The following is a 23,605-nucleotide window of genomic DNA, read 5'->3' on the forward strand; positions in this document are numbered from 1 at the left end:
ACCGCCGACGAGCCGCCAGTGACGATCTCGGTCCGCTCGATCAGCGTCGAGGGGAAACGATCACGAAACTGATGTTATCGCTACCGTCTCTTTCAAGGGCATCGCCGAGAATCCGGTCCGCGACGCAGGGATCGGTCGAGTCGAATTCGGCAGGTATTTCGGGATCGAACGAACGACTGAGACCATCCGAGCAGAGCAGCAGAACCTCACCTCTCTCCACTCGAAACGACATGGTCTCCACTTCGACGCGGCTGTCGACCCCCAGAGCACGCGTGATCACATGGCCCTGCGGATGGCGCGCCGCCTGCTCGCGATCGATCAGGCCTTGATCGATCAGCTGCTGGACGAGGCTGTGATCGCGGGTGACCTGGTGCCAGCCGGCGGCGCGCGCGCGATAGGCGCGACTGTCGCCCGCCCAGAAGATATGCGCCTCACCCTCCGCAATGTGCAGCACGACGATCGTCGAACCGATGATGCCCCCCACGCCCTCTCCGCGTGCGAGGATATCCTCGTTCGCGCGTTCGAGCGCGGCGAGGATCGCTGCTCCGGTGATTGCGATGGGAGCATCGGCGAGGTTTCGAAGCGCTGCGATCGCCAGATCGGCCGCGATGTCGCCGCCGCGATGCCCCCCCATCCCGTCCGCCACGGCCCATAGAGCGCGATCAGGCCGGTCGAGGACGCGATCCTCATTGACCTGACGCACGCGCCCGACATGGCTTCGTGATATCGAGCGGAATGGCTCGGGGAATGGCTCTCGGGAGCCGCCTGAGTTCGCCAGGCTGATTCTCACTTGCCCTGCTCGGCGACGGCATAGGCCTGGACGAAGGCACGATCGAGCGTACCCTCGGCGCCGTCGAGCTGCTTCGCCAGATCGGCGTGCCGCGCCTCGATCTCCTGCGCCTGAAGCGCGTGACGACTTTTCAACAGCCTGCTGTTCTTCGACACCGCAGCGTCGATTACCTGCGGATCGAAGGTGGATACTGCTTGGCGCAGCGACGCCTGCAATCCCGCGAAAGTCGCGATCAGGTGCCGTTTGACGTCCTGCAGCGAGCTGCTGATCGCCGTCGGCCCCGATAAGAAGCCGCCGACGCCGGAGAGGAGCAAGTCAATCGCGAGCCGCTGGGTCGGCGCCCATTTGAACGGGTTGTTGCCCGAGCCGCCGATCGTTGTGCGGGTGAGATTGTAGCGGCCCCGCGCGCGATCGCGCTCGACCATCAGGTCGGCGATACCAAGCACCATCTGGCGATAGACCGCCCCGGCACGCTCCATCACCTCCACCGGCTCCTCGCTCGACAGCAAGGATGCGTCGAGCCCAGCTCCGCGGCAAAACGCCTCCAGCAAAGATTCGCCGCCGGACGCCGCGATCGGCTGCGCATCGACCCAGTCGGTCGGGATCGCGACCGACGCCCCGAGCGGCGGCGTCAATACCATTGTCCGCGACGCGTCCGTCACTTCGTCGCCAAGCGGCGCCCGCGTCGCGGCAATGCGGAACCGCCCCATGCGGAGCGTGAACGGCACTCCGACCGGTACGTCAACCAGGTCGGGAAGCCGGTCGCCGGTCTCATCGTCGAACACGCCGTTGGTGCCGATCGGGCGGATGATCAGGCCGTCGGCGGAGGCCGCCACCTGGCAATGCTCGCGTGAGAGAGCGCGGTCCGGATCGGCGATCGGCCAGTCGCATTTGGTGTCGCGGCCGATGCTGATCGCACCCTCGCGCAACAACCGTGCATCGATCGGCTGGACCGCATCGTCCATGTCGAAGAGCTGGAGCATGTACATGTCTATGCCGCGCGCTTCGGCGTGATCTGGATACAAGTGGCGTCGAGCGCGGGCTCCTCGCTGGCCGTGCCGTGCAGCCGCGGCTCGATTTCGGCAGCGAGCTGGTTGAAGCCATCGAACAATGCGCCGATCTCGTCGCGGCGGCGATGCGAGATGCGAAGCGCGAAGCCCTGCTCGCGCGCCGCGTCGAAGCTCTGCTGGAGCCGGCGCAGCGGCCGCACCACCATCGCGCCGCTCATATAGCCGATAGCCAGCACGACGAGCATGATGATCGAGGCGAGCGCAATCATCAGCGTCCGCGCATTGGCCATCGCCGCATCGAGCGCCGTGCGCGGGAGCAGAATGTCGACCGAGCCGAAATCGGCGTCGGCATAGCGTATGGGCCGAACGAAGCGCAGCGCCCCGCCTTTCCCGTCCGCCACGTTGGTCACCGCGAGGCTTCCATCGTTAAGTCGTTGTTCGCCCGCAGGCGCCGCATAACGCTGCCCGACGCGGCGGGCGTCGCTGGCCGCCCGGATCGTGCCGCCCGCGTCGACCACGATGATGCCGCGCACGCCGCCATCCTGGCTGGCGGCGGCGACGAACGCCTGAAGCGGCGTCCAATCCTGCTGCTCGGGCGCAAGCCCCGCATTGTCGGCGAGCGAAACCGCGGCATTCTTGGTCACGAAGGTCGCGATCGTCTCCCCCGAGGCGATCGCCATATGCTCGAGCGCATGCTGCTGGCGCGTCAGGATCGTCGAGATGCTGAGCAGCAGCGCGATCAAGGTAATGCTCACCAGCGCCAGCGGCAGCTTGAAGCGCAGCGAAAGCCCGCGACGCGTCACAGTATCTTCAGCGGTCAGAGCCGCGGTTTCGCGCCGCAGCGCCTGCAGGAGCTGCGCGCCGTCAGCGAAGCGCTGATCGGGCTTTTTGGCGAGCAATTTGTCGATAACCTGGCGCAGGCCCGGAGGACAATCGGCGGCAGAGCGCTCGATCGGCGCGACCTTCTCCTGTGCGATCTGCAGCGCGAGCGTCGCAAGCCCGCTGGCGTCGAACGCGATCTTGCCGGTGACCATCTCGTAGAGCACCGCGCCAAGCGAGAACAGGTCCGAGCGCGGATCGACGGGAAGCCCCAGCGCTTGTTCCGGGCTCATATAACGCGGCGTACCGATCATTTGGCCCGCCTGGGTACGCGCCATCTGGCGATCGGCGATGCCGGCGTCGCTCTCGCTGATCCGCGCCACGCCGAAATCGAGCAGCTTGGCGGTCTTGCCATCGGACGAGAGCAGGATGTTCGACGGCTTCACATCGCGGTGGACGACGCCCTGCGCATGCGCCCAGGACAGCGCGTCCGCGAGCTGCGCGCCGAGCGCCAGCACACGCTCGAACGGCATCCGGCCCTGCGCCTGCAGCACCATGTCGAGCGGGCGTCCGTCGATCAACTCCATCGCGATATAGGGAACACCGTCGGCCTCGCCGACATCGTAGATCGTGGCGATATTGGGATGGTTGAGCGCACCGGCGGCGCGCGCCTCACGCAGGAAGCGGGCGCCGAGTTCGGGGTCACGGCGATAATCGGGCTTGAGCGCCTTGATCGCGACGACTCGGCCGATATCGGGATCGTGCGCGCGAAACACATCGGCCATCGCGCCCTCGCCGATCCGCGCTTCGATCCTGTACCGGCCCAGCCTTTCCATTACGCCTTCCAACTGCTGAGAGAATCAGCTTAGCGGCGGGAACTTAAGGATTTCTTCCTATTGGCGGGCGCGCACGGTCGCCGCGATCCGCTGCGCACGTTGAAGATCGCGCAGGATCACCGTGTTGCCCGGATCGAGCGCGTGCGCGCGTTGCAGCAGCCCCACGGCCTGATTGACCGCGCCGCGATTGAGCGCCGCCAGCCCGGCCGAACGCGCGCGCTGCGCCGCCGCCGGATTGGCGACGGACTTTACCGGTGCTGGAGCGGGCGCCGTCGCCGTGGCCTTGGGCCGCGGCGCGGCAGGCACAGGACGCGACGCGCGCTCGGGGGCGGGCTGCGGTCTGGGCCGTGGCGGCGAACCCGGAATGCGCAGGATCTGCCCCGCGGTGAGCGCCGAGGGATTGGCGAGATCGTTGTAGCGCGCGAGTTGATAGGCCTTCAGCCGGTTACCGAGCAGGCGCTCGGCCAACTGCTCGATCGTCTCGCCGACGCGGACCGTATAGGGGTAATTGGTCGGCCCCAGCAGTTCCTTCGGATCGCCCGAGATCGAATCGCGCAACAACTGCAGCTTCGGGTTCATCGGTTCGCGCTTGAGCAGCGGCTTGAGGCTCTTCTCGGCGCCTTTGTGATCACCCAGCATCAGCAGCGCCTGGACGCCTTGGATCTCGCTCTCGGCCAGCGGCGCCGGGACCGCGGCCGGCTGCGGCGCCGGCCGTTTCGAGCAGGCGGCGAGCGGCGCCAGGCTGGCGAACGCGACGAGGCGCAGGAGCGAGCGATAGTTCATCGGGCGAGCTTTCGGGAGAGAGAGGTCTGGACCTGCCGCGCATCGAGCACGAGCCGGTCGCGAAGCGGGGCGGAATTGCAGACGAAAGACTGGAACTCGGTACCACCCAGCGGCGGCGAGAAATAATAGCCCTGGAATTCGGAACAGCCGTGGCGACGTAACCAGAGATATTCCTCCTGGCGCTCAACGCCTTCGGCGAGCACCCGGATCCCGAGCCCGCGGGCAAGCGCGATGATGCTCTGACAGATCGCCTGGCTGTCGCGACGGTGCTCGACTTCGGTGACGAACTGGCGATCGATCTTGATCTTGTCGAAGGCGAGCACGCGCAGCGCTGAAAGGCTCGAGAAACCCGTGCCGAAATCGTCGATCGCGATATGGATTCCCAAGCCGTGCAGCGTCTCGAACAGGCGTTCGGCACGGCCCACATCGGCGGCCGCGGCACTCTCGGTGAGTTCGATCTCGAGCAATCCCGCGCGAAGCGAATGGCGCTCGAGCGTGCGCTTGATGAGGGTATGAATGTCGGGCCGGTCGAGCTGATGCGCCGAGACATTGACCGCGACGGTCAGCGGCCCCTGCCCCAGCCGATGCCAGCTCCGCGCTTCCCGGCAGGCTGCGTTCAGCACCCACAGTCCGACCTCCTCGATCAGCCCCGCGCTTTCGAGCACCGGGATGAACAGCCCCGGAGAGACCATTCCGCGCATCGGATTGTGCCAGCGCAACAATGCCTCGGCGCCGATCACTCGCCCGCTCGCCGCGTCGATCTGCGGCTGATAACGCAGCTCGAACTCGTTGTTGTGCAGCGCCCCGCGCAAATCCTGCTCAAGCGCATAGCGATCGCGCTCGGCAGTTGCCGAGGTCGCATCGACTCGCTGGACCTGTAGCGGCCCCTCGGTTCCCGCCGCGCATGCCGCCAGCACCCGCGCCAAGGTGGCCGGCGCAGCCTCCTGCAGTGCCGACCATTCGGCATGATGCACCCTGACCTCGGGCACCAGCTCGCGTCCGTCCTCGTGCATCACGTCGCCCAAGGCATAGCTGATGGCAACCAGCTGGCGCTCGGCCTCGTCCGCCGATACGCCCGATCCGAGCCATAATGCGAAATGCGAGCGATCGACATGCGCAACCATCCGCGCGTCGCCGACCATCCGGGTGATCCGCTCGGCAAAATGCTTCAACGCGCGATCGGCGAGCGCCGGGTCGAATGCGCAGAGCCGGTCGAAATCGTTGAGCGCAATCAGCCCGAGCGTCCCGGCGCCTTCGCGTTTCATCTGCACCAGCAAAGGTTCGCGGGTAGGCAGGCCGGTGAGCGCGTGGCGCTGCTCCAGCCGGTCTTCGGTGCTGCGGACGCGATCTTCGAGCAGGGCAGTCGCGCGCCGCAAGGTTTCCCACGGCGATGTCGCCACCTCGATCCGCGCCAACCCCGCCAGCCGCGCGGCCACCGCCGAGACGCGCCGCCGCATCCGCAGCGCCGCGCCTAGCGACACGGCCGCCATCGCGCCAAAAAAGAGCGCCGGATAGCCGAGTGCCGCGCCTGCCACGACTCCGGCGCCCGCCAGCAGCCAGCCGCCGACACGCAAGAACCGGCTCGAACCGCTACCCTCGGGCAAATAAGCACGCCGCATGAGGTGCTTGGTAACGCCGCGACTCATACGAAGCGGTTAAGGAGCGCGCCCCCCGGAGCATGACAACGGACGCTAGAGCGCAGGCACCTTCCGGTCCGCCAGCTCCGCCGCGAACCACAGCAACGCCGCCTGCCCGTGCAAGTCGCCGGTCGCCCGCGGACGGTTCAGATAATGCGCGACATTGTCCGCCTTGTTGGTGCCCACGCACACTTCGCTGATCTGACCATCGGGCTGGACATAGGCGGCAAGCCCGGACCAGGCGCGCTTGTAAGCCCGGGCATAGGCCGGATCGGTGAGGATACCGAGCCGCACGCCGCGCGCCATCGCGAATCCGAACATCGCGGTGCCCGACGTTTCCTGCCAGCTCTCGGGATGATCGATCAACTGGCGCCACATGCCGTCTTTGGCCTGGTTGGCGAGCAATGCCGCCATCATCTTGCGATACCCGGCCTCAATCGCGCCGCGCTCGGGATGCGTCGCGGGCAAATCGGTTAGGATCTCCGCGAACCCCGCCGCGACCCAGCCATTGCCGCGCCCCCAGAAGAAATGCGCCGCGTCGCCATGGAAAAACAGTCCGTTCGGCTGCTGGAGCCGCTCGACATAGCGCCGCGCCATCAGCGCCGCGCGGTCGAGATATCTGCCATCCTTAGAGGCGCGCCAAGCCTGCACCTGCAGCGAACCAATCATCCAGACATCGTCGATCCAGTACCGCGCCTGCGCCGTCAGCCCGTCATCGCCCAGCGTCGCCCATTGATTGTCGGCGAGCGCCAGACCGCGGCGCAACGCGTCCTTGTCACCGGTCTGGCGCGCGATTTCGAGCGGCCAGGTGCCATAGACGCTGACATCGACATGGTTCGCGGTATTCTCGAGGGCGCTCGCCACCCGTTCGCGGGCGATCACCCGGTCGAGCAGCGCCTTGTCGCCGGTGGCCTCGGCAAGTCGCGCGGCGCCATAGCCCGAGGCGACGTCGGCATAATGCACTCCGCGCGTCTGCGGGATACGCAGCGGTACGATGTCCGGACGGGCGAGATAGGCCTTGGCGGCCATGCCACCGATCTTCGCCGGTGAGGGCGCGGCGCGGGCGCTGGTCGGCCCATCCGGGCCGGCGACAGCGGCGCCGGTTCCGAGCACAAGCAAGCCCGCGAGCACGATATTCCGAATCATGACATCTCCTCCCATTTTTGGAAGAGTACCGTGGTCCCCCTGTCTGACAAACAGAACGGGGGTTGCCAAATTTCAGTTTTCATCCAAAACTCAACTGATGCTCTATCTGGACGATATCGCAGTCGGCATGAAGCGCAGCTTCGGCGGTTATGAAGTCACCCGCGAGGAAGTTCTCGCCTTCGCCGAAAAATACGATCCTCAACCCTTTCACCTCTCCGACGAGGCGGCCGCGCAGACCCATTTCGGCCGGCTAGCGGCGAGCGGCTGGCACACTTGCGCGATGACGATGGCGATGTTCGTCGAACATATGAAGCTCCATCCGCAGGCGAGCCTCGGCGCAGCGGGGGTCGACGATCTGCGCTGGCTCAAGCCGGTTTATCCCGGCGACGTGCTGCGCTGCGAGAGCGAAGTGCTCGAAGTACGGCCATCGCAGAGCCGCCCCGAAATGGGCAGCGTGCGCAACAGCATGACTACCTTCAACCAGCACGACGAACCGGTGCTGCGCTTCACCGCGCTCGCGCTGATGCGGCGGCGTCCGGCCGACTAGCCCCGTCAGTCGCGGCGATCGCGGCGGTTCTCCCGACGCAGCTCGCGCCGGTCCTGCGTCCGGTCACGGCGGAACTCGCGACGGTCCTGACGGCGATCCTCGCGAAATTCAGGCCGGGTCACCCGCCCCTGCTGGTATGCCCGGCGATCCTCGCGGCGCTCGGTCCGATACGCGCGGCGGTCGTCGCGCCGCTCGTTGCGGAACTGGCCCCAATTCTCGCGGATCTCGCGCCGGTCGCCGCGCCAGCCGCTGCGCCGGTTTTCCCAATAGCGCCGCTGGCCATCATTCCAGCGATGCGCACGGCGATCACGGTCGTAGACGTAATAGCCCGAGCCCGGATAATAATAGTCGCCGTACCAGCCGTAATAGGGGCTGCCGAAGCCGCTCCCATAGCCGCCGCCGTAATAGTCGTCGTCATAATAGCCGGCACTCGAATAGCCGACCGACACACCCGAATAGCCATAGCCGTCTTCGGTGCAGGCCGCGGCAGTGAGCCCGAGCGCGGCGAGCAGCCCGACGGCGGAGATGCGGCGTATCCACATGGTGACGATCCTCTCGAGCGTAGCCGCAGGTACGATTAACGGCTTGAGAACGTTTGCGCCGGAAGCGAGGTTCCGCTTCGGCCTCAATGCCCCTCGAACGCCACCAGTGCGTTGACCGCGATCCCCTCGCCACGCAGCGCATCGGCGCCGCCCAGTTCGGGCAGGTCGACCACGAACGCCGCCTGGGTCACTTCGGCCCCGGCCTTGCGCAGCAGCCGCACCGCCGCCCGGGCCGTGCCGCCGGTGGCGATCAGGTCGTCGACCAGCAGCACCCGGGCGCCGGGCGCACAGGCATCGGCATGGATGGCGATCCGATCGGTGCCGTATTCGAGCGCATAATCCTCGGCGATCGTCGCGCCGGGGAGCTTGCCGTCCTTGCGGATCAGCAGGACGCCGGTGCCGAGCTTCACCGCCAGCGCCGCGCCGAACAGGAAACCGCGCGCCTCGATGCCAGCGACGAGATCGATCTTGCCCTCGACCTTTTCAGCCATCCGCTCGATCGTCAGCCTGAGCCCTTCGGCGTCGAGCAGCAGTGTGGTGATGTCGCGGAACAGGATCCCCGGCTTGGGAAAATCGGGGATGGTCCGGATCCGCCGCCGGATGTCGTCATTGTCATTCGCCATGTGCGTCCCGATCCAAAAAGAAATCCCGCCGGGCAGGGCCGCGGCGGGGTTTCGTCAGTTCAGCGATGTGGTGGTCCCGGCTTTAGTGCTTCACGCCCCGCCACACGGTCAGATAGGCGCCATAAGCGAGGCCGGTCGCGATCAGCAGGAACAGCACCACCGCGAGGCCCGCCGAGTGGCGGCGCTGCATCGTCGGCTCTGCCGTCCAGACGAGGAACGCAGCCACGTCCTTCGCCATCTGGTCCTTGGTCGCACGCGTTCCGTCCGAATAGGTGACCTGATCGTCGCCGGTAAGCGGCGGCGGCATCGAAATGTTGAGGTTGGCGAAATAGGGATTGAAATACATCCCCTCGGGCGGCTTGGCGAATTCGGGGAAGTGCTTGAGCGCTTCGGCCGAGGGCTTTTCGTCATATCCGGTCAGCAGCGAATAAACATAGGCCGCGCCGTCATGCCGCGCCTTGGTCATCAGGCTCAGGTCCGGCGGCGTGCCGGTGCCCGGATAATAAACCTTGGGGAAACGGTCCGAAGCGAGATTGTCACGCTCGCCCCAGGTGCCTGCCTTCGGATCCTGCACCGGCTGCTTGATCGGCCAATCCTTGGCGATCTTCTTCACTTCGGCCTCGTTATAGCCGATCTGCTGCAGATCGCGGAACGAGACGAGGTTCAGCGAATGGCAGCTCGCGCAGACCTTCTCATAGACGAGGAAGCCGCGCTGGATCTGGGCGTTGTCGAACTTGCCCAGCGGGCCGTTCGAAGCGAGGTGCAACTCCTTGGGATGGTGGTGCATCGCCTCTTCGGCGGTCTCGGCGGGCGGGTTCTGAACCGTGTCGACCACAGTCCAAAGCAGCGCCCATCCGAGCACGCCGACGAATGCGGCGCCGATGAGGAACTTGATCGAGCGGATGAAGAGCGGAAGCATTGTCCTGGTTTCCCCTTACGCGCTCAGCGCCGTCTCGGTCATCCGCGAGCCGCCGGCGTCGCCCAGCACTGCCTCGGTGATCGAGTTGGGCAGCGGCTTCGGACGCTCGAGGCGCGAGATGATCGGCACGATGATCAGGAAGTGCGCGAAATAATACGCAGCGGTGATCTGGCTGATGATGACGATCGCGGGCGTCGCCGCCGAACCGCCGCAATAGCCGAGCACCAGCACATCGAGCACCAACACCCAGAAAGCGATGCGGTAAGCCGGACGGAAGTTCGCCGAGCGCACCGGCGACTTGTCGAGCCACGGCAGGAAGAACAGCAGCAGGATCGAGCCGAACATCGCGATCACGCCCCACAGCTTCGCCGGGATGATCACATCCGCAGTGAACGCGCGCAGGATCGCGTAGAACGGCCAGAAATACCATTCGGGAACGATGTGCGCCGGAGTCGAGAGCGGGTTGGCCGGGATGTAATTGTCCGGGTGGCCGAGCAGATCGGGGTAGAAGAAGATCAGCGTCGAGAACAGGATCAGGAACACGCCGACCCCGAAACCATCCTTCGCGGTATAGTAAGGATGGAACGGGACGGTGTCCTGCTCGCCCTTCACTTCCACGCCGGTCGGGTTCGACGAGCCCGGAATGTGGAGTGCCCAGATGTGGAGGATCACGGCGCCCGCGATCACGAAGGGCAGCAGATAGTGGAGCGAGAAGAAGCGATTGAGCGCGGCGTCGTCCGGCGCGTAGCCGCCGAGCAGCCACACCCGGATCCATTCGCCGACCACCGGAATGGCGGAGAAGAAGCCGGTGATCACCTGCGCGCCCCAGAAGCTCATCTGCCCCCAAGGGAGCACATAGCCCATGAACGCAGTGGCCATCAGCAGCAGGAAGATTACCACGCCGATCAGCCACACCATCTCGCGCGGTGCCTTGTACGATCCGTAATAAAGGCCGCGGAAGATGTGGATATAGACGACCAGCAGGAACATGCTGGCGCCGTTGGCGTGCGCGAAGCGCAGGAACCAGCCAGCGTTGACGTCGCGCATGATCGTGCCGTTGATCGATTCGAACGCACCGGCCGCCGACGAATGGAAGTGCATCGCGAGCACGATGCCGGTGACGATCTGGATGACCAGACACACCCCGGCGAGCACGCCGAAATTCCAGAAATAGTTGAGGTTGCGCGGCACCGGATAGCCGGCGCCGACTGCGTTATAGACGAAGCGCGGCAGCGGAAGACGGCTGTCTATCCACTGCGTCAGCGGGTTCTTGGGTTGGTAATGGCGTGCCCAGGGGAAGCTCATCTGCGTCTATCCTCAACCGACCACGACGACCGTGGGCGACGTGAATTCATAATCGGGAACCGCCAGGTTGGTCGGAGCCGGACCTTGACGGATGCGGCCGGCGGTGTCGTAGGCCGAGCCGTGGCACGGGCAGAAATAGCCGCCGAACGGCCCGCGATTCTCGCCTTCGCCCGCACCCAGCGGCACGCAGCCGAGATGGGTGCACACGCCCAGCGTGATCAGCCAGTTGCTGTGCCCTTCCTTGGTGCGCTCGGCGAGCGTCTGCGGATCGCGCAGACTCGACACCGGAACCGCGTCGGCCGCGGCGATCTCCGCCGGCGTCAGGTTACGCACGAACAAAGGCTGCTTACGGAAGCTGGTCTTGATCGCCTGGCCCGGCTCGATCGCCGTAACGTCGATTTCGGTGGTCGATTGCGCGAGCACGTCGGCCGACGGGTTCATCGAATTGATCAGCGGCAGCACGGTCACCGCCCCGCCCACCCCGGCGAAGGCGACGGCGGCGATCTGCAGATAATCGCGGCGGCGCGGGTTCTCGATCACATCGCCTGGGGGGACCACGGTCTGGGTCGGGGAAACACCGTCTTCAAGCGTTGCCATGCTTCAGCCCTTGCACTTCAGAACAATCCGCGACGACCGCGCGGGGTAACGGGACGCAGGCGCATACGCACCCAGAGCCGCCCGGTGCCCCCGGTGGCTTGGCCGGCCTGATAGACGTGGCGAAGCGGCTTTGCCAACAAGGATTTTGTCGGCGGTGTGGCGCACACTCGCGCACTCTCTCCCGCGGACGGAGCCGAACGCCGAGGGCGCTTGTGCGCCTCGCCCCGCTCTACCCCGGGATCCCCGGCAATGTCGGCACGCTTTCGATCCGGTGGCGCCGCGCGTCTTCGAGTCAAGCCGACGCCAACCAAAAGGTTGGCATGGACGACGATCCCCCACCTTTTGGCTGGATCCACAAAGCGCGGATTTGCGCGGTTTTCGCGCTTCTCGACGCGGCGGCGCTTGACACCCGCTTGACCCGTTCGCGTCAACACAGTCAAGCGTCAACCCGATACGCGGAGACGCTGCCCGCCACTTTTGCCATCCGTCGTCCATCGTCGAATGGAAGCAGAACAAATCCTACATTACCAGTGCCAGTCTCCGGACGAGGCCCTGCCTGAGCGGGATGTCGGCTTATGCCCCAGTTCCCGTCATTCCGGGCCAGCAGAGCGCCGCCCGATTGCGGACGTTCGATCATCGTGTAAGTTGGTCTTCGCCTCGACGCCGTCCGAGCGCGCGTCGGGCGACGAGGTGCTTGGCGGGTTCGATTCCCCTTCATTTCACCGCGCTCGTCGGAGGGTAAAGCCACCCAGACCTATCTAGAACCGGCATCAAGTTGATACTTGGCTTTCTCCAGAGGATCGACCTCATAACCAGATGGGGTCCTCACCAAATCCATTCGATGAGGGATTGCGCCAGTCGGCATGATCGGCAGTCGTATAGTTTGCACCCAACGAGCCGAGACGCGGCGCATTACGCTGTCGCGGAACGCCGCTACGCGCTCGGGTTGGGTCCCCTTGGAAAAGCTGAACCAGACGAAACCCAGATTGTCGGGCAGGTCCATCGCAGACGCGACGGCCTCTTCATCGTTTCCTCGCCACACCGCCGCATTCATCGTGATCGGCGACGCAACCGAAAGATACCGCAGTTCATCAGGCGTGGCCGCATCGAGATGGTAGCCGACGCGGGAAGCCTCTTCCCGGACGACGTTCAAGAATGCTTGCTTGTCTGCCTGCGTCGGTAGCGGGACTTCAAATGCTGCCACCGTGCGTGCGCTCTCCGGCTGATCCGCCTCTGCGCATGACGAGCATACTGCCACGAATGCCAAGGCGAAACGCTTCATTCGGCGAGATTAGCGCGATGGCTGGCGCTCGCAAACCATCATAGCTCGTCGAAACCTGATAGTCCGCTGTCCACCCAATTTCATCCCTCGCCATGACTAACAATGCAGCAATCAGGATGACGCGCGACCGGGGCCGCTAACCCCGGCCGGGTATGCGCCTCGCTTTGTTCCAGCCCGATATCGCCGGCAATGTCGGCATCGCGTTCGGCGAGGCGCTGCGCCAGACCGATGGCTGGCCGGTCTGAGCGGGACATTCTGTCCCCTCGACAGGCTTCCCTGCCCGCGCCTATCAGCCGGCGCATGCAAGAGCCCGACCCCCGGCAGCAAGCCGCCCGCACCTGGTTCGAAAATCTGCGCACGTCGATCTGCGCCGAATTCGAGGCGATCGAGGCCGAGGCGGGCTCGGACGCGAAATTCGACTATCTCGCCTGGGACCGCGCCGATCCTTCGGGCGCGCCCGGCGGCGGCGGCGTGCGCGGGGTGATGAAGGGCAAGGTGTTCGAGAAGGTCGGCGTCAACGTCTCGACCGTCGGCGGCAGCTTCGAAGGCGATTTCGCGCGGACGATCCATGGCGCCGCCGAGGATCCGAGCTTCTTCGCCACCGGGATCAGCCTCGTCGCGCACATGGCCAATCCGCACGTACCCGCGGTGCACATGAACACGCGCTTCCTTGTCACCACCAAGCGCTGGTTCGGCGGCGGTGCTGATCTCAACCCGCCGATTCCCTATGACGAGGATACCGCTGAGTTCCACGCCGCGTTGCAGACCGCGTGCGACGCCCACGATCCCGAGCATTATCCGCGCTTCAAGAAGTGGGCGGACGACTATTTCTATATCCCCCACCGCAAGGTCCATCGCGGCGTCGGCGGGATATTCTACGATCATCTCGAAGGCGATTGGGACGCCGATTTCGCCTTCACTCAAGATGTCGGCCGCGCGTTTCTCGAGATTTTCCCGCGTATTGTCCGCCGCCGGATGCACCTGCCCTTCACCGAGGCCGACAAAGCGCAGCAGCTCGAATGGCGCGGCCGCTATGCCGAATTCAACCTGATCTACGATCGCGGTACTCTGTTTGGGCTCAAGACCGGTGGCAATGTCGATGCGATCCTGATGAGCCTGCCCCCGATGGCGACCTGGGGCTGATGCGAGCATCACCCTCGCCCTTCCCACCGCCTGCGGCGGCGGGCCCCTTCCCTCTTCCAATGGGAGAGGGAGGGAGGCGCCGCAGGCGCCGGAAGGGTGAGGGTGGGTGCGGGAAGCTCAGATGCCCCTGAACCCCGTTCCCGACGATCACGTCGCGACGATCGTCACTTCGCTGGAGATGCGGAGCAAGCCGCCGCTGCGCCCGGCGGCGGCCTCGCCGCTTCGCCTCGCCCATTGGCCCGCGCCGGCGAGCGAGAAATACAAGACGCTGTTCCGCCGGGTCGGCGCGCCGTGGCTGTGGTTCTCGCGGCTGGTGATCCCGGAAGAGGCGCTGCGCCGGATCCTCGATGACGACAAGGTCGAGGTCTATGCCGTTACCGATCGCGCCGGGATCGAGCTTGGCATGCTCGAGCTCGACTTTCGCGTCGAAGGCAATTGCGAGCTTTCTTATGTCGGGCTGGTCCCCGAACTCACCGGCAAGGGCAATGGCGGCTGGCTGATGGCGCAGGCGCTGGGGCTGGCATGGCGCAAAGGCGTGGAGCGGGTCTGGGTGCACACCTGCACGCTCGATCATCCGGCGGCGCTCGGCTTCTACCGACGCCACGGCTTCGTGCCCTATAAGCGCACCGTCGAGAGCTTCGCCGATCCGCGGATCGGCGGGATCCTCGCGCCCGATGCGGCGCCTCACATCCCCTGTCTGGGTTCGCTCCGGCGATAGGCCGCCACGCGCAGCACCGCGAGCACCGACCAGGCCAGCCCGCCGATCAGCGCGGTCGCGACATAGCCGACCGCCAGGGCCGCCCGCGCATTGATCAGCGCGGCGAGACCGCCGATCAGGCCGGTCGACACCACGACCAGCAGCATCGCGCCGAGGAAGGTTAGCCCGGCGGCGGCCAGCAGCACGATCCAGCCGAACCCCGCGCTGCGCCGCCAGCCTTGCCGAAACGCCTCGATCACCCCGCGTTCGGGCGCCACGGCGAAGGCAGGCCCCGCCAGCCAGGTTCGCGCGAAGGCGAACAGCCCGGGCAGCAGGAACAGCGACGAGCCGAAGCTGAACAGCAAGGCGGCCGTGATGTCGATGAGCACATAAGGCAGGAAGCGCCGCAGCGTCAGCAGCAGCACTTCGCCAAGCGTGCGTCCGCCGCCCTGCAGATAGAGGTTGAGCACCGCGAAGGTGCCGAAGTCGATCGCGAGATTGGCGAGCAGGATCGGCAGCAGATTGGCGACGTAGAACGCAATCACCGCCTCGCGCAGCTTTTCCGGCGCGACGTCGGCGAAGCCGCTGTCGGCGAGCATCAGGACGATGCCGAGCATCGGCACGACGAAGAACATGCCGGCGATCGGCACCAGCAATTCGCGCTCGCTGCGCCAGAGAGAGCGCGCGTCCGAGAGCACGCCCACGAGGCCGAGGGTCATACCGCAGTTTCGCCGTGCCGGAAGCCGGCTTGTGCAGTCAGTGCCAGATAAAGTTTGGCGGTGAAGGCCGGCGAAATCACCATGAAGGCCGACTGGACCGCGGCGACGACGATCGAGGTCATCACGCTCGCCAGCGTCACCCCTCCGTCATTCCCGGCCACGAGGGTGAAGATGCTGCCGAACACGGTCTTTGCCGCCAGCCCCGCCACCATGCTGACGATCGCGTAGAGCAGGATGACGCCGACGATGCGAAGCGCCGTCCCGCGGGTCAGCGACCACGATTGCCCGAACGCGCTCAGCACGCGGTTTTCGCGGACCACCACCGGCGTCGCCACGATCAACCGCGCGAGCACCCAGAGCAGAAAGATCGTGAGCGCGACGAGATAGATGCCGATGAACCAGGCCATCGACCTGCTCATCTCGACAGTCTCGCGGTTCGCGATCGCCGCCATGTCATAGCCGTTGAAAGTCAGCACGGCCGGGATTGGCAGCACGAGCAAGGCAGCACCCGCAAACATCACCAGCCAAACCACCAGCGCCGGCAGGAACCGCCGCGTCGCGATGTTCGCGGCGCTGCGCTCGGAGGCGATGTCGAGCGCCATCGCGGTGATCGCGAGCGATCCCCAGAGCGACACCAGAGCGAACACGATCTTCAATCCGGAGAGGAGAGCCGTGAGACCCGGCCCCGCCCCGGTCATCGCCGCTTCGAAATTGCCTTCGATCGACGCCGGCACGAAGAAGGCGAGCAAGGCGATCGGCACGATGGCGGCGATATTGTCGCTCAGGAATTCGGCCGTCCGATCCCAAACGGTTGCCATCTTCACCATGCCATTCATTCCCTTTGACCCCGACCGCCCGTGTTAGCCGCGCGCCCGGACGTTGCCAATGCTTGCGAAACCCCGCGTCCCGGCGCAATCGGCCCGAATGACATCCGATATCGAATGGCGGATCGAACCCGGCCGGATCGACTATGCCGAGGCGCTCGCGGACATGGAGGCGCGCGCTGCCGCCGTCACCCGCGGCGAGGCGCGCGAACTGATCTGGCTGCTCGAACATCCGCCGGTCTACACCGCCGGCACCAGCGCCACCGATACCGCCGAGTTGCTCGACCCGCGCTTCCCGGTCCATCGCACCGGCCGCGGCGGGCGCTACACCTATCACGGGCCAGGCCAGCGCATCGGCTATGTCGTGCTCGACCTGCGCAACCGCCGCCGCGACGTGCGCTGCTATGTCCACGCGCTCGAGGGCTGGGTGATCGCCGCGCTGGACGCATGTGGCATCGCGGCGTTCCGCGCGCCCGGCCGGATCGGCATCTGGACGCTCGACCAGACCGGGAAGGAAGCCAAGATCGGCGCGATCGGCGTGCGCATCCGGCAATGGGTGACGCTTCACGGCTTCGCCGTGAACCTCTCGCCCGATCTCGATCACTTCACCGGGATCGTGCCCTGCGGCATCGCCGAATTTCCCGTCACCAGCGCCGCCGCCCTCGGCAAGCCCATCACTGCGACCCAGTTCGATTCGGCGCTGGCTGCCACATTTTCGCCGTTTTTGAAGGCTCTGAGTGGCTGAAGGTCAAATCGAGTCTTGAGGGCTCGCCTTAAACCGACTAATGTCCAGTCCGGTTTGGGTTATTAACGGCGTATCCGCTGTCCAAATCCACTATCTAGGGAGCTTTTACATGCGTGCAGTCCTTTCCAAGATCGTTGCAGGTTCGATGATCGCCGGCGCGGCCCTTCTGGCCTCGGCGTGCACCAGCAACGAATCGTCGACCAACGTGACGAACACCACCGAAGTCGTGCCGACCGAGAACGTCACCACGACCGACACGATGGTCACCAACATCGACGCGGCCGCTCCGATCGAGAACGCTGGCGCCGAGGTGAACACCACCACGACGACCACCGAGAACACCACCGTCGGCAACGCGATGTAATCATCGCGCGTCAGCGTGTTTGAAGGGGCCGTCCGGGCGACCGGGCGGCCCTTTTCCATTGGGGAATGCCCGCGCGCGGAGGGGGCCGCGAAAAAAGAGCTTGGGCGCGGAGTCAAAACTCCTTAACCACCCGTGCAACCAGCCAAAAAGAGGGCGTGATGCTCGTTTCGCGTATCGTATCCGTCGTGGCCGTGATGGCCGGCCTGTTTGCCGCCGTACCGGCATCGGCGCAGTTCTTCCTCAAATCGAGAGACTTTTCGGGCGCCCGTGTAACCGGCGCCGAGCCCGGCATGACCGGCCCCGCTTTGTCCGACGCCACTCCGGCCGAACTCCGCGCCGCTTTGGTGTGGAATCTGCGCGCCGCGCTCAACGTCGCTGCGCTGCAATGCCAGTTCGAACCGACGTTGCTGACGCTGGGTAATTACAATGCGATCCTCAAAGATCACGAAGTCGAACTGCGTGAATCTTACGTGACGCTCGAGAAATATTTTACACGCGTGAACAAGAACAAGAAGGTCGGCCAAACCGAACTCGACAAGTTCGGCACGCGTGTCTATTCGGGCTTTTCCACCGTCTCTGGTCAGCTTTCATTCTGCCAGACAGCCGCCACAATCGGCCATGATGCGCTGTTTCTGCGCCGCGGCACTTTTGGCGAGCTGGCGCAGGACCGGATACGCGAGCTGCGTGCCAGTCTTGCCCCGTGGGGCGAGCAGTTCCGCCGCGGCATCAGCTATCAGGCGTTGAGCTTCACCCAGCTCCCGCCGTTCGGCAACGACAAATGCTGGCGCAAGGGCACCTATCAGAAAAAGAAGTGCGGCGCCCTGCACGTGGCGACCCGCTAAAGTCGGCAGCCACACGGCGGCAACAACCTCGGTAGCAGGCGCTCCTCTTCTCCCTCTTCTTGTGGGAGAGGGAGACGTCCGCCGCCCGCGGCCTACGCCTCAGCGCAGTCCCAGCAGCTTGTGCGTCTGAAGCGACAGCCGCCAGCGCGGTCGCGCCATCGCCATCGCCACGGCCGCGCGGATATTGGCCTCGCCCTCGGCATCGTCCATCGGCTGGACGAGGAAATGGGCGAAGTCCCATGCCTCGATCGCCTCGACATCGGTCCCCGGCTGCGGCCAGACCAGCTTGAGCTCGTCGCCCGCGCGCTGCACCACTTCGCTTCCCGCCTTGGGACTGATACACACCCAGTCGATCCCGGGATGCGCCGGCAAGGTGCCGTTGCTCTCGATTGCGATACGGAAACCGCGGGCGTGTAGCGCGTCGACCAATGCGTCGTCGATCTGGAGCATCGGCTCGCCGCCGGTGAGCACCACGAAGCGCCGCGCCTGATCGGGTCCCCAATGCCCGACGACGGTCTCGGCCAGCGCCTCCGCATCGGCGAACTTGCCGCCCCCCAGCCCATCGGTGCCGACGAAGTCGGTGTCACAGAAGCTGCAGACCGCGGCGGCGCGATCCTGCTCGCGACCCGACCAGAGGTTGCAGCCGGCGAACCGGACGAACACCGCGCGCGCGCCGGCATTCACGCCCTCGCCCTGGAGCGTGAGGAACATCTCCTTGACCGCATAGCTCATAGAATCGTCGCGTAGCGCGTCGGATCGGGAACGCCGGCCTCCTCGAAGCCCTTCGCGCGCAGGCGGCAGCTGTCGCACAAGCCGCAGTGCAGGCTGCCGGGTGCGGGATCGTAGCACGACCAGCTCATCCCCAGATCGAGTCCCAGCCGCATTCCCTCGCGGACGATATCCGCCTTGGTCATGTCCTGCAGCGGCGCGCGGATGTGAAAGGGCTCACCCTCCACCCCCGCCTTGGTGGCCAGCTCGGCGAGTTTCTCGAAGCCAAGGATGAATTCGGGCCGGCAATCGGGATAGCCCGAATAATCGAGCGCGTTGACGCCGATATAGATGTCGCGCGCGCCCGCGGCCTCGGCCCAGCCAAGCGCGAGGCTGAGGAAGATGGTGTTGCGCGCGGGCACATAGGTCACCGGGATATCGTCGCCGACGCCGTCCTTGGGAACGTCGATCTCGGCGGTCAGCGCCGATCCCCCGAACGCGCGCAGATCGAGCGGCAGCACCACGTGCCGCTCGGCACCCAGCGTCTGCGCGATCCGGCGGGCGGCGGCGAGCTCGACATGATGGCGCTGGTTATAGTCGATCGAAAGCGCGAGCAGCCGGTGCCCGTCCTCACGCGCCCGCGCGGCCGCAATCATCGAATCCAACCCGCCTGAAATCAGGGCAACTGCAACGCTGTCGGTCATGATCCCGCCGCTAGCCGCTTTCGCCGCCCGACGCAAAATGGGCCGCGGTAAAGCGGCCCAGTTGGGAAATTTGCCAGAGAGGAAATGCTCCAGGAAGGAGCGAGGTCCTTTCTAAACGAGCAAGGTTAACGAAGCGTAAGCGCTATTTCAGCTGCAGGGGCCGATCCGCCGCCCTTCGAACCGCTCCGCGAAAGGCGCGCCGTTCGCGACGCCCTGGGTCTCGAGGTTGATCACGCGCGGGGTATCGACCGAGATCGTCGTGCGGCCATGGCCGTGGCTCGGGCAGGTATAGCGGATCGTAGCCGAGCGCTGCGTGTTCTCCATCACGAAATGCTCGCACTGGGCGTTGCCGTGAACGATCTGGATCAGCATCGCGGGATTGGCGACGCAAAGCTTGCGCAAGCTGCCGTCGACGCTTCGCAGCTGCCACTGGCCCCGCTCGATCCCGCCCAGCGCATTCGGCGCCGCGCTTTGCCGGGCAGGCGCGCCCGCGGTTCCGAACAGAATCACCGCCGCGAGCATCAAACGCTTAAGCACCATAACAACTCCCCACACCGCGCGGCAGTATCCGGCGCCCCAACGAATACCGCGCCTGCGGCCGGAGGCAGATATGGAAAGCCACCTCCCGATTACAACGGTTGTGAAACAAAATCGGTGAGCTTCAGCGGGAACTTGGTCGAGCAGAACGCACAATCGACGCTGATCACGCCATCTTCATCGGCCATCGCCGCGCGCTCCTCTGCAGGGAACTTGGCGAGCACCTGGCTGATATAGGAGGTATCACAGCGGCAGCCACGCGAGAGTTCGGTGCCGCTCAGCAGCCGCACCTCGGGCTCCTCGTTGAACAGCCGCCAGACGAGATTCTCGAGCGGGATGCCCGCGTCGGCGAGTTCGTCGGCGCCCATCGTCGTCGCCAGCGCCTCGACATGCTGCCATTCGGGATGGTCGAGCCGCACGTGCAGCCGCTCGCGCCCGACCTCGCCCTCGGGCAGATGCTGCAGGAAGATGCCGCCGGCGATCAGCTTGCCCTGCCGGTCGCGATGCGTGCCCAACCGGATCAGGCTGGGAATCTGCTCGGACTGCAGGAAATACTGCTCCGCCGCCGCGCCGATCGAGCGCGCGTCGAGCGGCACGATCCCCTGATAGCGCTCCTTGGTCGTCGCCTGATCGAAAGTCACCGCGAGATAGCCCTTGGCGCACAATGCGTTGAGCGTCGGGTTCTTGCCCAGCTGCGACAGCCGCACGGCATCGAACTGGACGTAACCGCGCAGTTCGCCGTCCTTGTAATCGCACACCAGCAGATTGACGATCGCCCCCGGCGCCTGTGCCTGAAGCGTCATCTGCCCTTGTGCGCCCTTGAGCGTCGCGCCGAGCAAGGCAGTCAATGTCAGCGCCTCGGCGAGCAGCTTCTCGATCACCGGCGGATAAGCGTGCGCCGACAATATCTGGTCGAGCACCGGCCCGAGCCGCGCGACGCGGCCGCGCGCGTGACGGCTGGGAATGGTGAAACCGACGACACGGTCGAGATCGGTGGGGGCAATGGTATTCACGTCAAATTCCTCGTCATCCCGGCGAAGGCCGGGATCTCGTGCCGCAAGCGCAAGCTCGGTGGAGAGAGATGCCAGCTTCCGCTGGCATGACGGAATATGGGAACAGACGCTCCGGCTTCAACTCAGCCGATCTGGCCGAAGCACCAGCGCAGGACCGACTTCTGCGCGTGCAGCCGGTTCTCGGCCTCGGGCCAGATCAGCGATTGCGGGCCGTCGATGACGGCATCGACCACTTCCTCGCCGCGATGCGCGGGCAGACAATGCAGGAACGCGGCATCGGGCTTCGCCTCGGCCATCAACGCCTCGGTGACCTGGAACGGCATCATCGCTGCGAGTTTGGTCTCGGCATGCGCCTGCCCCATCGATATCCACGTATCGGTGACGACGAGGTCGGCATTCTCGACCGCCTCCTTCGCGCTGCCGACGACGCGCGCACGCCCGCGGCCCCGCGCGATGTCTTCGTCGCTCGGCTGGAAGCCCTGCGGGCAGGCCGCGACGACGTCGAAGCCCATCAGCCCGCCAGCCTCCATGATCGAGGCGAGGACGTTGTTGCCGTCGCCCAGCCAGGCCAGCTTGAGTCCCGGGAGGGCCTTGCCCTTCTCGATGATCGTCAGCAGATCGGCCATGATCTGGCATGGGTGCGAGGCGTCGGTGAGCCCGTTGATCACCGGCACGCTGGCATATTCCGCCATCTCGACCACTTTAGCGTGATCGTCGGTGCGGATCATGATCGCGTCGACATAGCCCGACAGTACGCGGGCAGTGTCGGCGATGCTCTCGCCGCGGCCGAGCTGCATGCTGCCAGCGTCCATTACGATGCTGGTGCCGCCGAGTTGACGAATTGCCATGTCGAACGACACGCGGGTGCGGGTGGAGTTCTTCTCGAAGATCATCGCGAGGACATGGCCGGCGAGCGGCGCGTCGGCGTCCGGCCTGCCCTTGGGCCAGCCCTGGCGCGTAGCCTTGCGCTGAAGCGCATCGGCCAGCATCGCGGCGACGCCGTCGCCCCCGGCGTCCGAAAGATCGAGAAAATGGCGCATCGTCAAAAATCCTCCCTCGCGAAGCGGGGGAGGTGGCAGGCGCAGCCTGACGGAGGGGGTGTCTCCTCAGGCGAAACGCGCGCGGAGAGGCCCCCTCCACCAGCTTCGCTAGTCCCCCTCCCCCGCGGCGCGAGGGAGGATTTGATCGACCTAATCATCGCTCGGCGGCGCGTAGCTGCGTGCGCCCGCGCTCAGCCGCTCGACGCACTCCGCGACATGGCTCTCGTCGATCACCAAAGGCGGCAGCACGCGGAACACGTTCTCGCCCGCCGCCACGGTCAGCAGCCCGTGATTGTCGCGCAGATGCGCCACGAAATCGCGTGCCACTGCCGGCTCCTTGAGCTTGATGCCGAGCATCAGGCCTTTGCCGCGGATCTCCTCGAACAGATGATCGTGGTTGGGGATCATCTGCTCGAATGCCTGCCGCAGCCGATCGCCCATCTGCTCGACATGCTCGAGAAAACCGTCTTCCAGCATCACGTCGAGCACGGCCTGCCCCGCCGCCATCGCCAGCGGATTGCCGCCATAGGTCGAGCCGTGGGTGCCGATCACCATGCCCTTGGCGGCTTCCTCGGTGGCGAGGCACGCGCCGAGCGGGAAGCCCGCGCCGATGCCCTTGGCCACCGTCATGATGTCGGGAGTGATGCCGTAATGCTCATAGGCCCACATCTTGCCGGTGCGGCCATAGCCGCACTGGATCTCGTCGAGGATCAGCAGCAGGCCGTGTTCGTCGCACGCCTTGCGGAGTCCCTGGATGAATTCGGGCGTGCCCGCGGTCATCCCGCCCTCGCCCTGCACCGTCTCGACGAGGAAGCCCGCGGTCTCGTCGTCGATCTTGGCGAGCGCGCCTGCGAGGTCGTTGAACGCCACATAGTCGAAGCCCGGCAGCAGCGGCTCGAAGCCGTCGCGCATCTTGGGCTGGTCAGTGGCGGAGATCGCCCCGATCGAGCGGCCGTGGAACGCGTTCTTGAAGGTGATCAATTTGTGCCGCTGCGGGTTGCCGGCAACATAATGATAGCGGCGCGCGGTCTTGATCGCGCACTCGATCGCCTCGACCCCCGAATTGGTGAAGAACACCGTGTCGGCGAAGCTGACATCGATGATCCGCTGCGCCAGCGCCTCGCCCTGCGGCGATCCGTAGAGGTTGGAGACGTGCATCAGGGTCGCCGCCTGATCGGCGATCGCCTTCACCAGATGCGGATGGCCGTGACCCAGCGCATTGACCGCGATCCCTGCGGCGAAGTCGAGATATTGCTCCCCGCGCTCGCCATAGAGGTACACGCCCTCGCCTCGCACCGGCCGCACACCGCACCGCGGGTAAACGGGCATGAGCGCAGTGATCGGCATGGGAACGGTACCTCCTCGAGAAAAGCTGGGCGAAGCTCCAGAAACGCAAAAGGGCGGCCAACCGGACCGCCCGGAGCGAGTGTTTA

General features: G+C 65.6%; 26 protein-coding genes. 6 read left to right on the plus strand and 20 right to left on the minus strand.

Annotation, left to right across the window (positions count from 1 at the left end; all coding sequences use genetic code 11):
* Window positions 1–40 precede the first annotated feature (40 nt).
* The 6 genes from CVN68_RS10155 to CVN68_RS10180 all read right to left on the minus strand — a co-directional run bounded on the left by CVN68_RS10155 (window position 41) and on the right by CVN68_RS10180 (window position 7,021).
* Window positions 41–703: a PP2C family protein-serine/threonine phosphatase gene (locus tag CVN68_RS10155; RefSeq protein WP_233503671.1), complete on the minus strand. Its 663-nt coding sequence runs from the start codon at window positions 701–703 to the stop codon at window positions 41–43.
* An 83-nt stretch (window positions 704–786) separates the two neighbouring features.
* Entirely contained in the window at window positions 787–1,773 is a 987-nt protein-coding gene (locus tag CVN68_RS10160) for a type VI secretion system-associated FHA domain protein (protein WP_233503672.1), read from the minus strand.
* Between the two features lie 8 nt (window positions 1,774–1,781).
* Window positions 1,782–3,455, minus strand: coding sequence for a serine/threonine-protein kinase (locus CVN68_RS10165; protein ID WP_100282105.1), 1,674 nt, complete (start codon window positions 3,453–3,455; stop codon window positions 1,782–1,784).
* A 57-nt stretch (window positions 3,456–3,512) separates the two neighbouring features.
* Complete coding sequence (locus CVN68_RS10170) at window positions 3,513–4,238, minus strand: LysM peptidoglycan-binding domain-containing protein (protein ID WP_100282106.1); 726 nt, start codon at window positions 4,236–4,238, stop codon at window positions 3,513–3,515.
* Window positions 4,235–5,857 carry a putative bifunctional diguanylate cyclase/phosphodiesterase gene (locus tag CVN68_RS10175; protein WP_233503673.1) on the minus strand — a complete coding sequence of 541 codons (1,623 nt, stop codon included), beginning with the start codon at window positions 5,855–5,857 and terminating at the stop codon, window positions 4,235–4,237. The genes CVN68_RS10170 and CVN68_RS10175 overlap by 4 nt, the downstream gene beginning before the upstream one ends.
* A gap of 72 nt (window positions 5,858–5,929) precedes the next feature.
* Window positions 5,930–7,021, minus strand: a complete 1,092-nt coding sequence (locus CVN68_RS10180) for a glycoside hydrolase family 88/105 protein (RefSeq protein WP_158298824.1) — start codon at window positions 7,019–7,021, stop codon at window positions 5,930–5,932.
* 97 nt (window positions 7,022–7,118) lie between these two features.
* Here CVN68_RS10180 and CVN68_RS10185 point away from each other — a divergent pair, with 97 nt between their 5' ends.
* On the plus strand, window positions 7,119–7,568 hold the full coding sequence (locus tag CVN68_RS10185) for a MaoC family dehydratase (RefSeq protein ID WP_100282109.1): 450 nt from the start codon (window positions 7,119–7,121) through the stop codon (window positions 7,566–7,568).
* 5 nt (window positions 7,569–7,573) lie between these two features.
* Here CVN68_RS10185 and CVN68_RS10190 read toward each other — a convergent pair whose 3' ends face one another.
* From CVN68_RS10190 to CVN68_RS10215, 6 genes are all read right to left on the minus strand, one after another.
* A complete protein-coding gene (locus CVN68_RS10190; RefSeq protein WP_100282110.1) occupies window positions 7,574–8,110 on the minus strand; it encodes a hypothetical protein in 537 nt (178 codons plus the stop codon).
* Between the two features lie 83 nt (window positions 8,111–8,193).
* Window positions 8,194–8,733, minus strand: coding sequence for an adenine phosphoribosyltransferase (locus CVN68_RS10195; protein ID WP_100282111.1), 540 nt, complete (start codon window positions 8,731–8,733; stop codon window positions 8,194–8,196).
* Between the two features lie 82 nt (window positions 8,734–8,815).
* Window positions 8,816–9,652: a cytochrome c1 gene (locus CVN68_RS10200; RefSeq protein WP_100282112.1), complete on the minus strand. Its 837-nt coding sequence runs from the start codon at window positions 9,650–9,652 to the stop codon at window positions 8,816–8,818.
* Between the two features lie 15 nt (window positions 9,653–9,667).
* Complete coding sequence (locus CVN68_RS10205) at window positions 9,668–10,957, minus strand: cytochrome b (protein WP_100282113.1); 1,290 nt, start codon at window positions 10,955–10,957, stop codon at window positions 9,668–9,670.
* A gap of 12 nt (window positions 10,958–10,969) precedes the next feature.
* Window positions 10,970–11,554 (minus strand): ubiquinol-cytochrome c reductase iron-sulfur subunit, encoded by a 585-nt coding sequence (petA, locus tag CVN68_RS10210; RefSeq protein WP_100282114.1) that lies wholly within the window; start codon window positions 11,552–11,554, stop codon window positions 10,970–10,972.
* A 754-nt stretch (window positions 11,555–12,308) separates the two neighbouring features.
* Entirely contained in the window at window positions 12,309–12,836 is a 528-nt protein-coding gene (locus tag CVN68_RS10215) for a hypothetical protein (protein ID WP_100282115.1), read from the minus strand.
* A gap of 300 nt (window positions 12,837–13,136) precedes the next feature.
* On the opposite strand from CVN68_RS10215, the gene hemF reads away from it, so the two are divergent.
* Entirely contained in the window at window positions 13,137–13,979 is an 843-nt protein-coding gene (gene hemF, locus CVN68_RS10220) for an oxygen-dependent coproporphyrinogen oxidase (protein WP_100282116.1), read from the plus strand.
* Window positions 13,980–14,100: 121 nt separating this feature from the next.
* Window positions 14,101–14,697 carry a GNAT family N-acetyltransferase gene (locus CVN68_RS10225; protein WP_100282117.1) on the plus strand — a complete coding sequence of 199 codons (597 nt, stop codon included), beginning with the start codon at window positions 14,101–14,103 and terminating at the stop codon, window positions 14,695–14,697.
* Here the strand turns inward: CVN68_RS10225 and CVN68_RS10230 are convergent.
* Complete coding sequence (locus CVN68_RS10230) at window positions 14,664–15,395, minus strand: hypothetical protein (protein WP_100282118.1); 732 nt, start codon at window positions 15,393–15,395, stop codon at window positions 14,664–14,666. The genes CVN68_RS10225 and CVN68_RS10230 overlap by 34 nt on opposite strands.
* Window positions 15,392–16,222 (minus strand): glycerophosphoryl diester phosphodiesterase membrane domain-containing protein, encoded by an 831-nt coding sequence (locus tag CVN68_RS10235; protein ID WP_100282119.1) that lies wholly within the window; start codon window positions 16,220–16,222, stop codon window positions 15,392–15,394. The genes CVN68_RS10230 and CVN68_RS10235 overlap by 4 nt, the downstream gene beginning before the upstream one ends.
* A 97-nt stretch (window positions 16,223–16,319) precedes the next feature.
* Between CVN68_RS10235 and lipB the strand changes: the two genes are divergently transcribed.
* From lipB to CVN68_RS10250, 3 genes are all read left to right on the plus strand, one after another.
* Window positions 16,320–16,964: a lipoyl(octanoyl) transferase LipB gene (lipB, locus tag CVN68_RS10240; RefSeq protein ID WP_100282120.1), complete on the plus strand. Its 645-nt coding sequence runs from the start codon at window positions 16,320–16,322 to the stop codon at window positions 16,962–16,964.
* A gap of 109 nt (window positions 16,965–17,073) precedes the next feature.
* Window positions 17,074–17,328 (plus strand): hypothetical protein, encoded by a 255-nt coding sequence (locus CVN68_RS10245; protein ID WP_100282121.1) that lies wholly within the window; start codon window positions 17,074–17,076, stop codon window positions 17,326–17,328.
* A gap of 158 nt (window positions 17,329–17,486) precedes the next feature.
* On the plus strand, window positions 17,487–18,170 hold the full coding sequence (locus tag CVN68_RS10250; protein ID WP_100284335.1) for a hypothetical protein: 684 nt from the start codon (window positions 17,487–17,489) through the stop codon (window positions 18,168–18,170).
* Between the two features lie 99 nt (window positions 18,171–18,269).
* Here CVN68_RS10250 and queE read toward each other — a convergent pair whose 3' ends face one another.
* The 6 genes from queE to CVN68_RS10280 form a co-directional block, all read right to left on the minus strand.
* Window positions 18,270–18,902 (minus strand): 7-carboxy-7-deazaguanine synthase, encoded by a 633-nt coding sequence (gene queE, locus CVN68_RS10255; RefSeq protein WP_100282122.1) that lies wholly within the window; start codon window positions 18,900–18,902, stop codon window positions 18,270–18,272.
* Window positions 18,899–19,582 carry a 7-cyano-7-deazaguanine synthase QueC gene (gene queC, locus CVN68_RS10260; RefSeq protein ID WP_100282123.1) on the minus strand — a complete coding sequence of 228 codons (684 nt, stop codon included), beginning with the start codon at window positions 19,580–19,582 and terminating at the stop codon, window positions 18,899–18,901. The genes queE and queC overlap by 4 nt, the downstream gene beginning before the upstream one ends.
* Window positions 19,583–19,729: 147 nt before the next feature.
* Entirely contained in the window at window positions 19,730–20,119 is a 390-nt protein-coding gene (locus CVN68_RS10265) for a DUF3617 domain-containing protein (RefSeq protein WP_158298825.1), read from the minus strand.
* Between the two features lie 92 nt (window positions 20,120–20,211).
* On the minus strand, window positions 20,212–21,132 hold the full coding sequence (gene hslO / locus CVN68_RS10270) for an Hsp33 family molecular chaperone HslO (RefSeq protein ID WP_100282125.1): 921 nt from the start codon (window positions 21,130–21,132) through the stop codon (window positions 20,212–20,214).
* A gap of 122 nt (window positions 21,133–21,254) precedes the next feature.
* The gene (gene argF / locus CVN68_RS10275) at window positions 21,255–22,172 is read right to left on the minus strand and encodes an ornithine carbamoyltransferase (RefSeq protein WP_100282126.1); all 918 of its coding nucleotides are present in this window, start codon (window positions 22,170–22,172) and stop codon (window positions 21,255–21,257) included.
* 150 nt (window positions 22,173–22,322) lie between these two features.
* Complete coding sequence (locus CVN68_RS10280) at window positions 22,323–23,519, minus strand: aspartate aminotransferase family protein (protein ID WP_100282127.1); 1,197 nt, start codon at window positions 23,517–23,519, stop codon at window positions 22,323–22,325.
* Window positions 23,520–23,605 lie beyond the last annotated feature (86 nt).

The organism is Sphingomonas psychrotolerans, from assembly GCF_002796605.1.
In the GTDB taxonomy this organism is placed as follows: Bacteria; Pseudomonadota; Alphaproteobacteria; order Sphingomonadales; family Sphingomonadaceae; genus Sphingomonas; species Sphingomonas psychrotolerans.

Bases quoted from the DNA above. Each gene is read 5' to 3' on its own strand.
- CVN68_RS10160 (WP_233503672.1), bottom strand. From the start codon at position 1,773: ATGCTCCAGCTCTTCGACATGGACGATGCGGTCCAGCCGATCGATGCA.
- CVN68_RS10165 (WP_100282105.1), bottom strand. From the start codon at position 3,455: ATGGAAAGGCTGGGCCGGTACAGGATCGAAGCGCGGATCGGCGAGGGC.
- CVN68_RS10170 (WP_100282106.1), bottom strand. From the start codon at position 4,238: ATGAACTATCGCTCGCTCCTGCGCCTCGTCGCGTTCGCCAGCCTGGCG.
- CVN68_RS10175 (WP_233503673.1), bottom strand. From the start codon at position 5,857: ATGCGGCGTGCTTATTTGCCCGAGGGTAGCGGTTCGAGCCGGTTCTTG.
- CVN68_RS10180 (WP_158298824.1), bottom strand. From the start codon at position 7,021: ATGATTCGGAATATCGTGCTCGCGGGCTTGCTTGTGCTCGGAACCGGC.
- CVN68_RS10185 (WP_100282109.1), top strand. From the start codon at position 7,119: ATGCTCTATCTGGACGATATCGCAGTCGGCATGAAGCGCAGCTTCGGC.
- CVN68_RS10190 (WP_100282110.1), bottom strand. From the start codon at position 8,110: ATGTGGATACGCCGCATCTCCGCCGTCGGGCTGCTCGCCGCGCTCGGG.
- CVN68_RS10195 (WP_100282111.1), bottom strand. From the start codon at position 8,733: ATGGCGAATGACAATGACGACATCCGGCGGCGGATCCGGACCATCCCC.
- CVN68_RS10200 (WP_100282112.1), bottom strand. From the start codon at position 9,652: ATGCTTCCGCTCTTCATCCGCTCGATCAAGTTCCTCATCGGCGCCGCA.
- CVN68_RS10205 (WP_100282113.1), bottom strand. From the start codon at position 10,957: ATGAGCTTCCCCTGGGCACGCCATTACCAACCCAAGAACCCGCTGACG.
- petA (WP_100282114.1), bottom strand. From the start codon at position 11,554: ATGGCAACGCTTGAAGACGGTGTTTCCCCGACCCAGACCGTGGTCCCC.
- CVN68_RS10215 (WP_100282115.1), bottom strand. From the start codon at position 12,836: ATGAAGCGTTTCGCCTTGGCATTCGTGGCAGTATGCTCGTCATGCGCA.
- hemF (WP_100282116.1), top strand. From the start codon at position 13,137: ATGCAAGAGCCCGACCCCCGGCAGCAAGCCGCCCGCACCTGGTTCGAA.
- CVN68_RS10225 (WP_100282117.1), top strand. From the start codon at position 14,101: ATGCCCCTGAACCCCGTTCCCGACGATCACGTCGCGACGATCGTCACT.
- CVN68_RS10230 (WP_100282118.1), bottom strand. From the start codon at position 15,395: ATGACCCTCGGCCTCGTGGGCGTGCTCTCGGACGCGCGCTCTCTCTGG.
- CVN68_RS10235 (WP_100282119.1), bottom strand. From the start codon at position 16,222: ATGGTGAAGATGGCAACCGTTTGGGATCGGACGGCCGAATTCCTGAGC.
- lipB (WP_100282120.1), top strand. From the start codon at position 16,320: ATGACATCCGATATCGAATGGCGGATCGAACCCGGCCGGATCGACTAT.
- CVN68_RS10245 (WP_100282121.1), top strand. From the start codon at position 17,074: ATGCGTGCAGTCCTTTCCAAGATCGTTGCAGGTTCGATGATCGCCGGC.
- CVN68_RS10250 (WP_100284335.1), top strand. From the start codon at position 17,487: ATGCTCGTTTCGCGTATCGTATCCGTCGTGGCCGTGATGGCCGGCCTG.
- queE (WP_100282122.1), bottom strand. From the start codon at position 18,902: ATGAGCTATGCGGTCAAGGAGATGTTCCTCACGCTCCAGGGCGAGGGC.
- queC (WP_100282123.1), bottom strand. From the start codon at position 19,582: ATGACCGACAGCGTTGCAGTTGCCCTGATTTCAGGCGGGTTGGATTCG.
- argF (WP_100282126.1), bottom strand. From the start codon at position 22,172: ATGCGCCATTTTCTCGATCTTTCGGACGCCGGGGGCGACGGCGTCGCC.
- CVN68_RS10280 (WP_100282127.1), bottom strand. From the start codon at position 23,519: ATGCCGATCACTGCGCTCATGCCCGTTTACCCGCGGTGCGGTGTGCGG.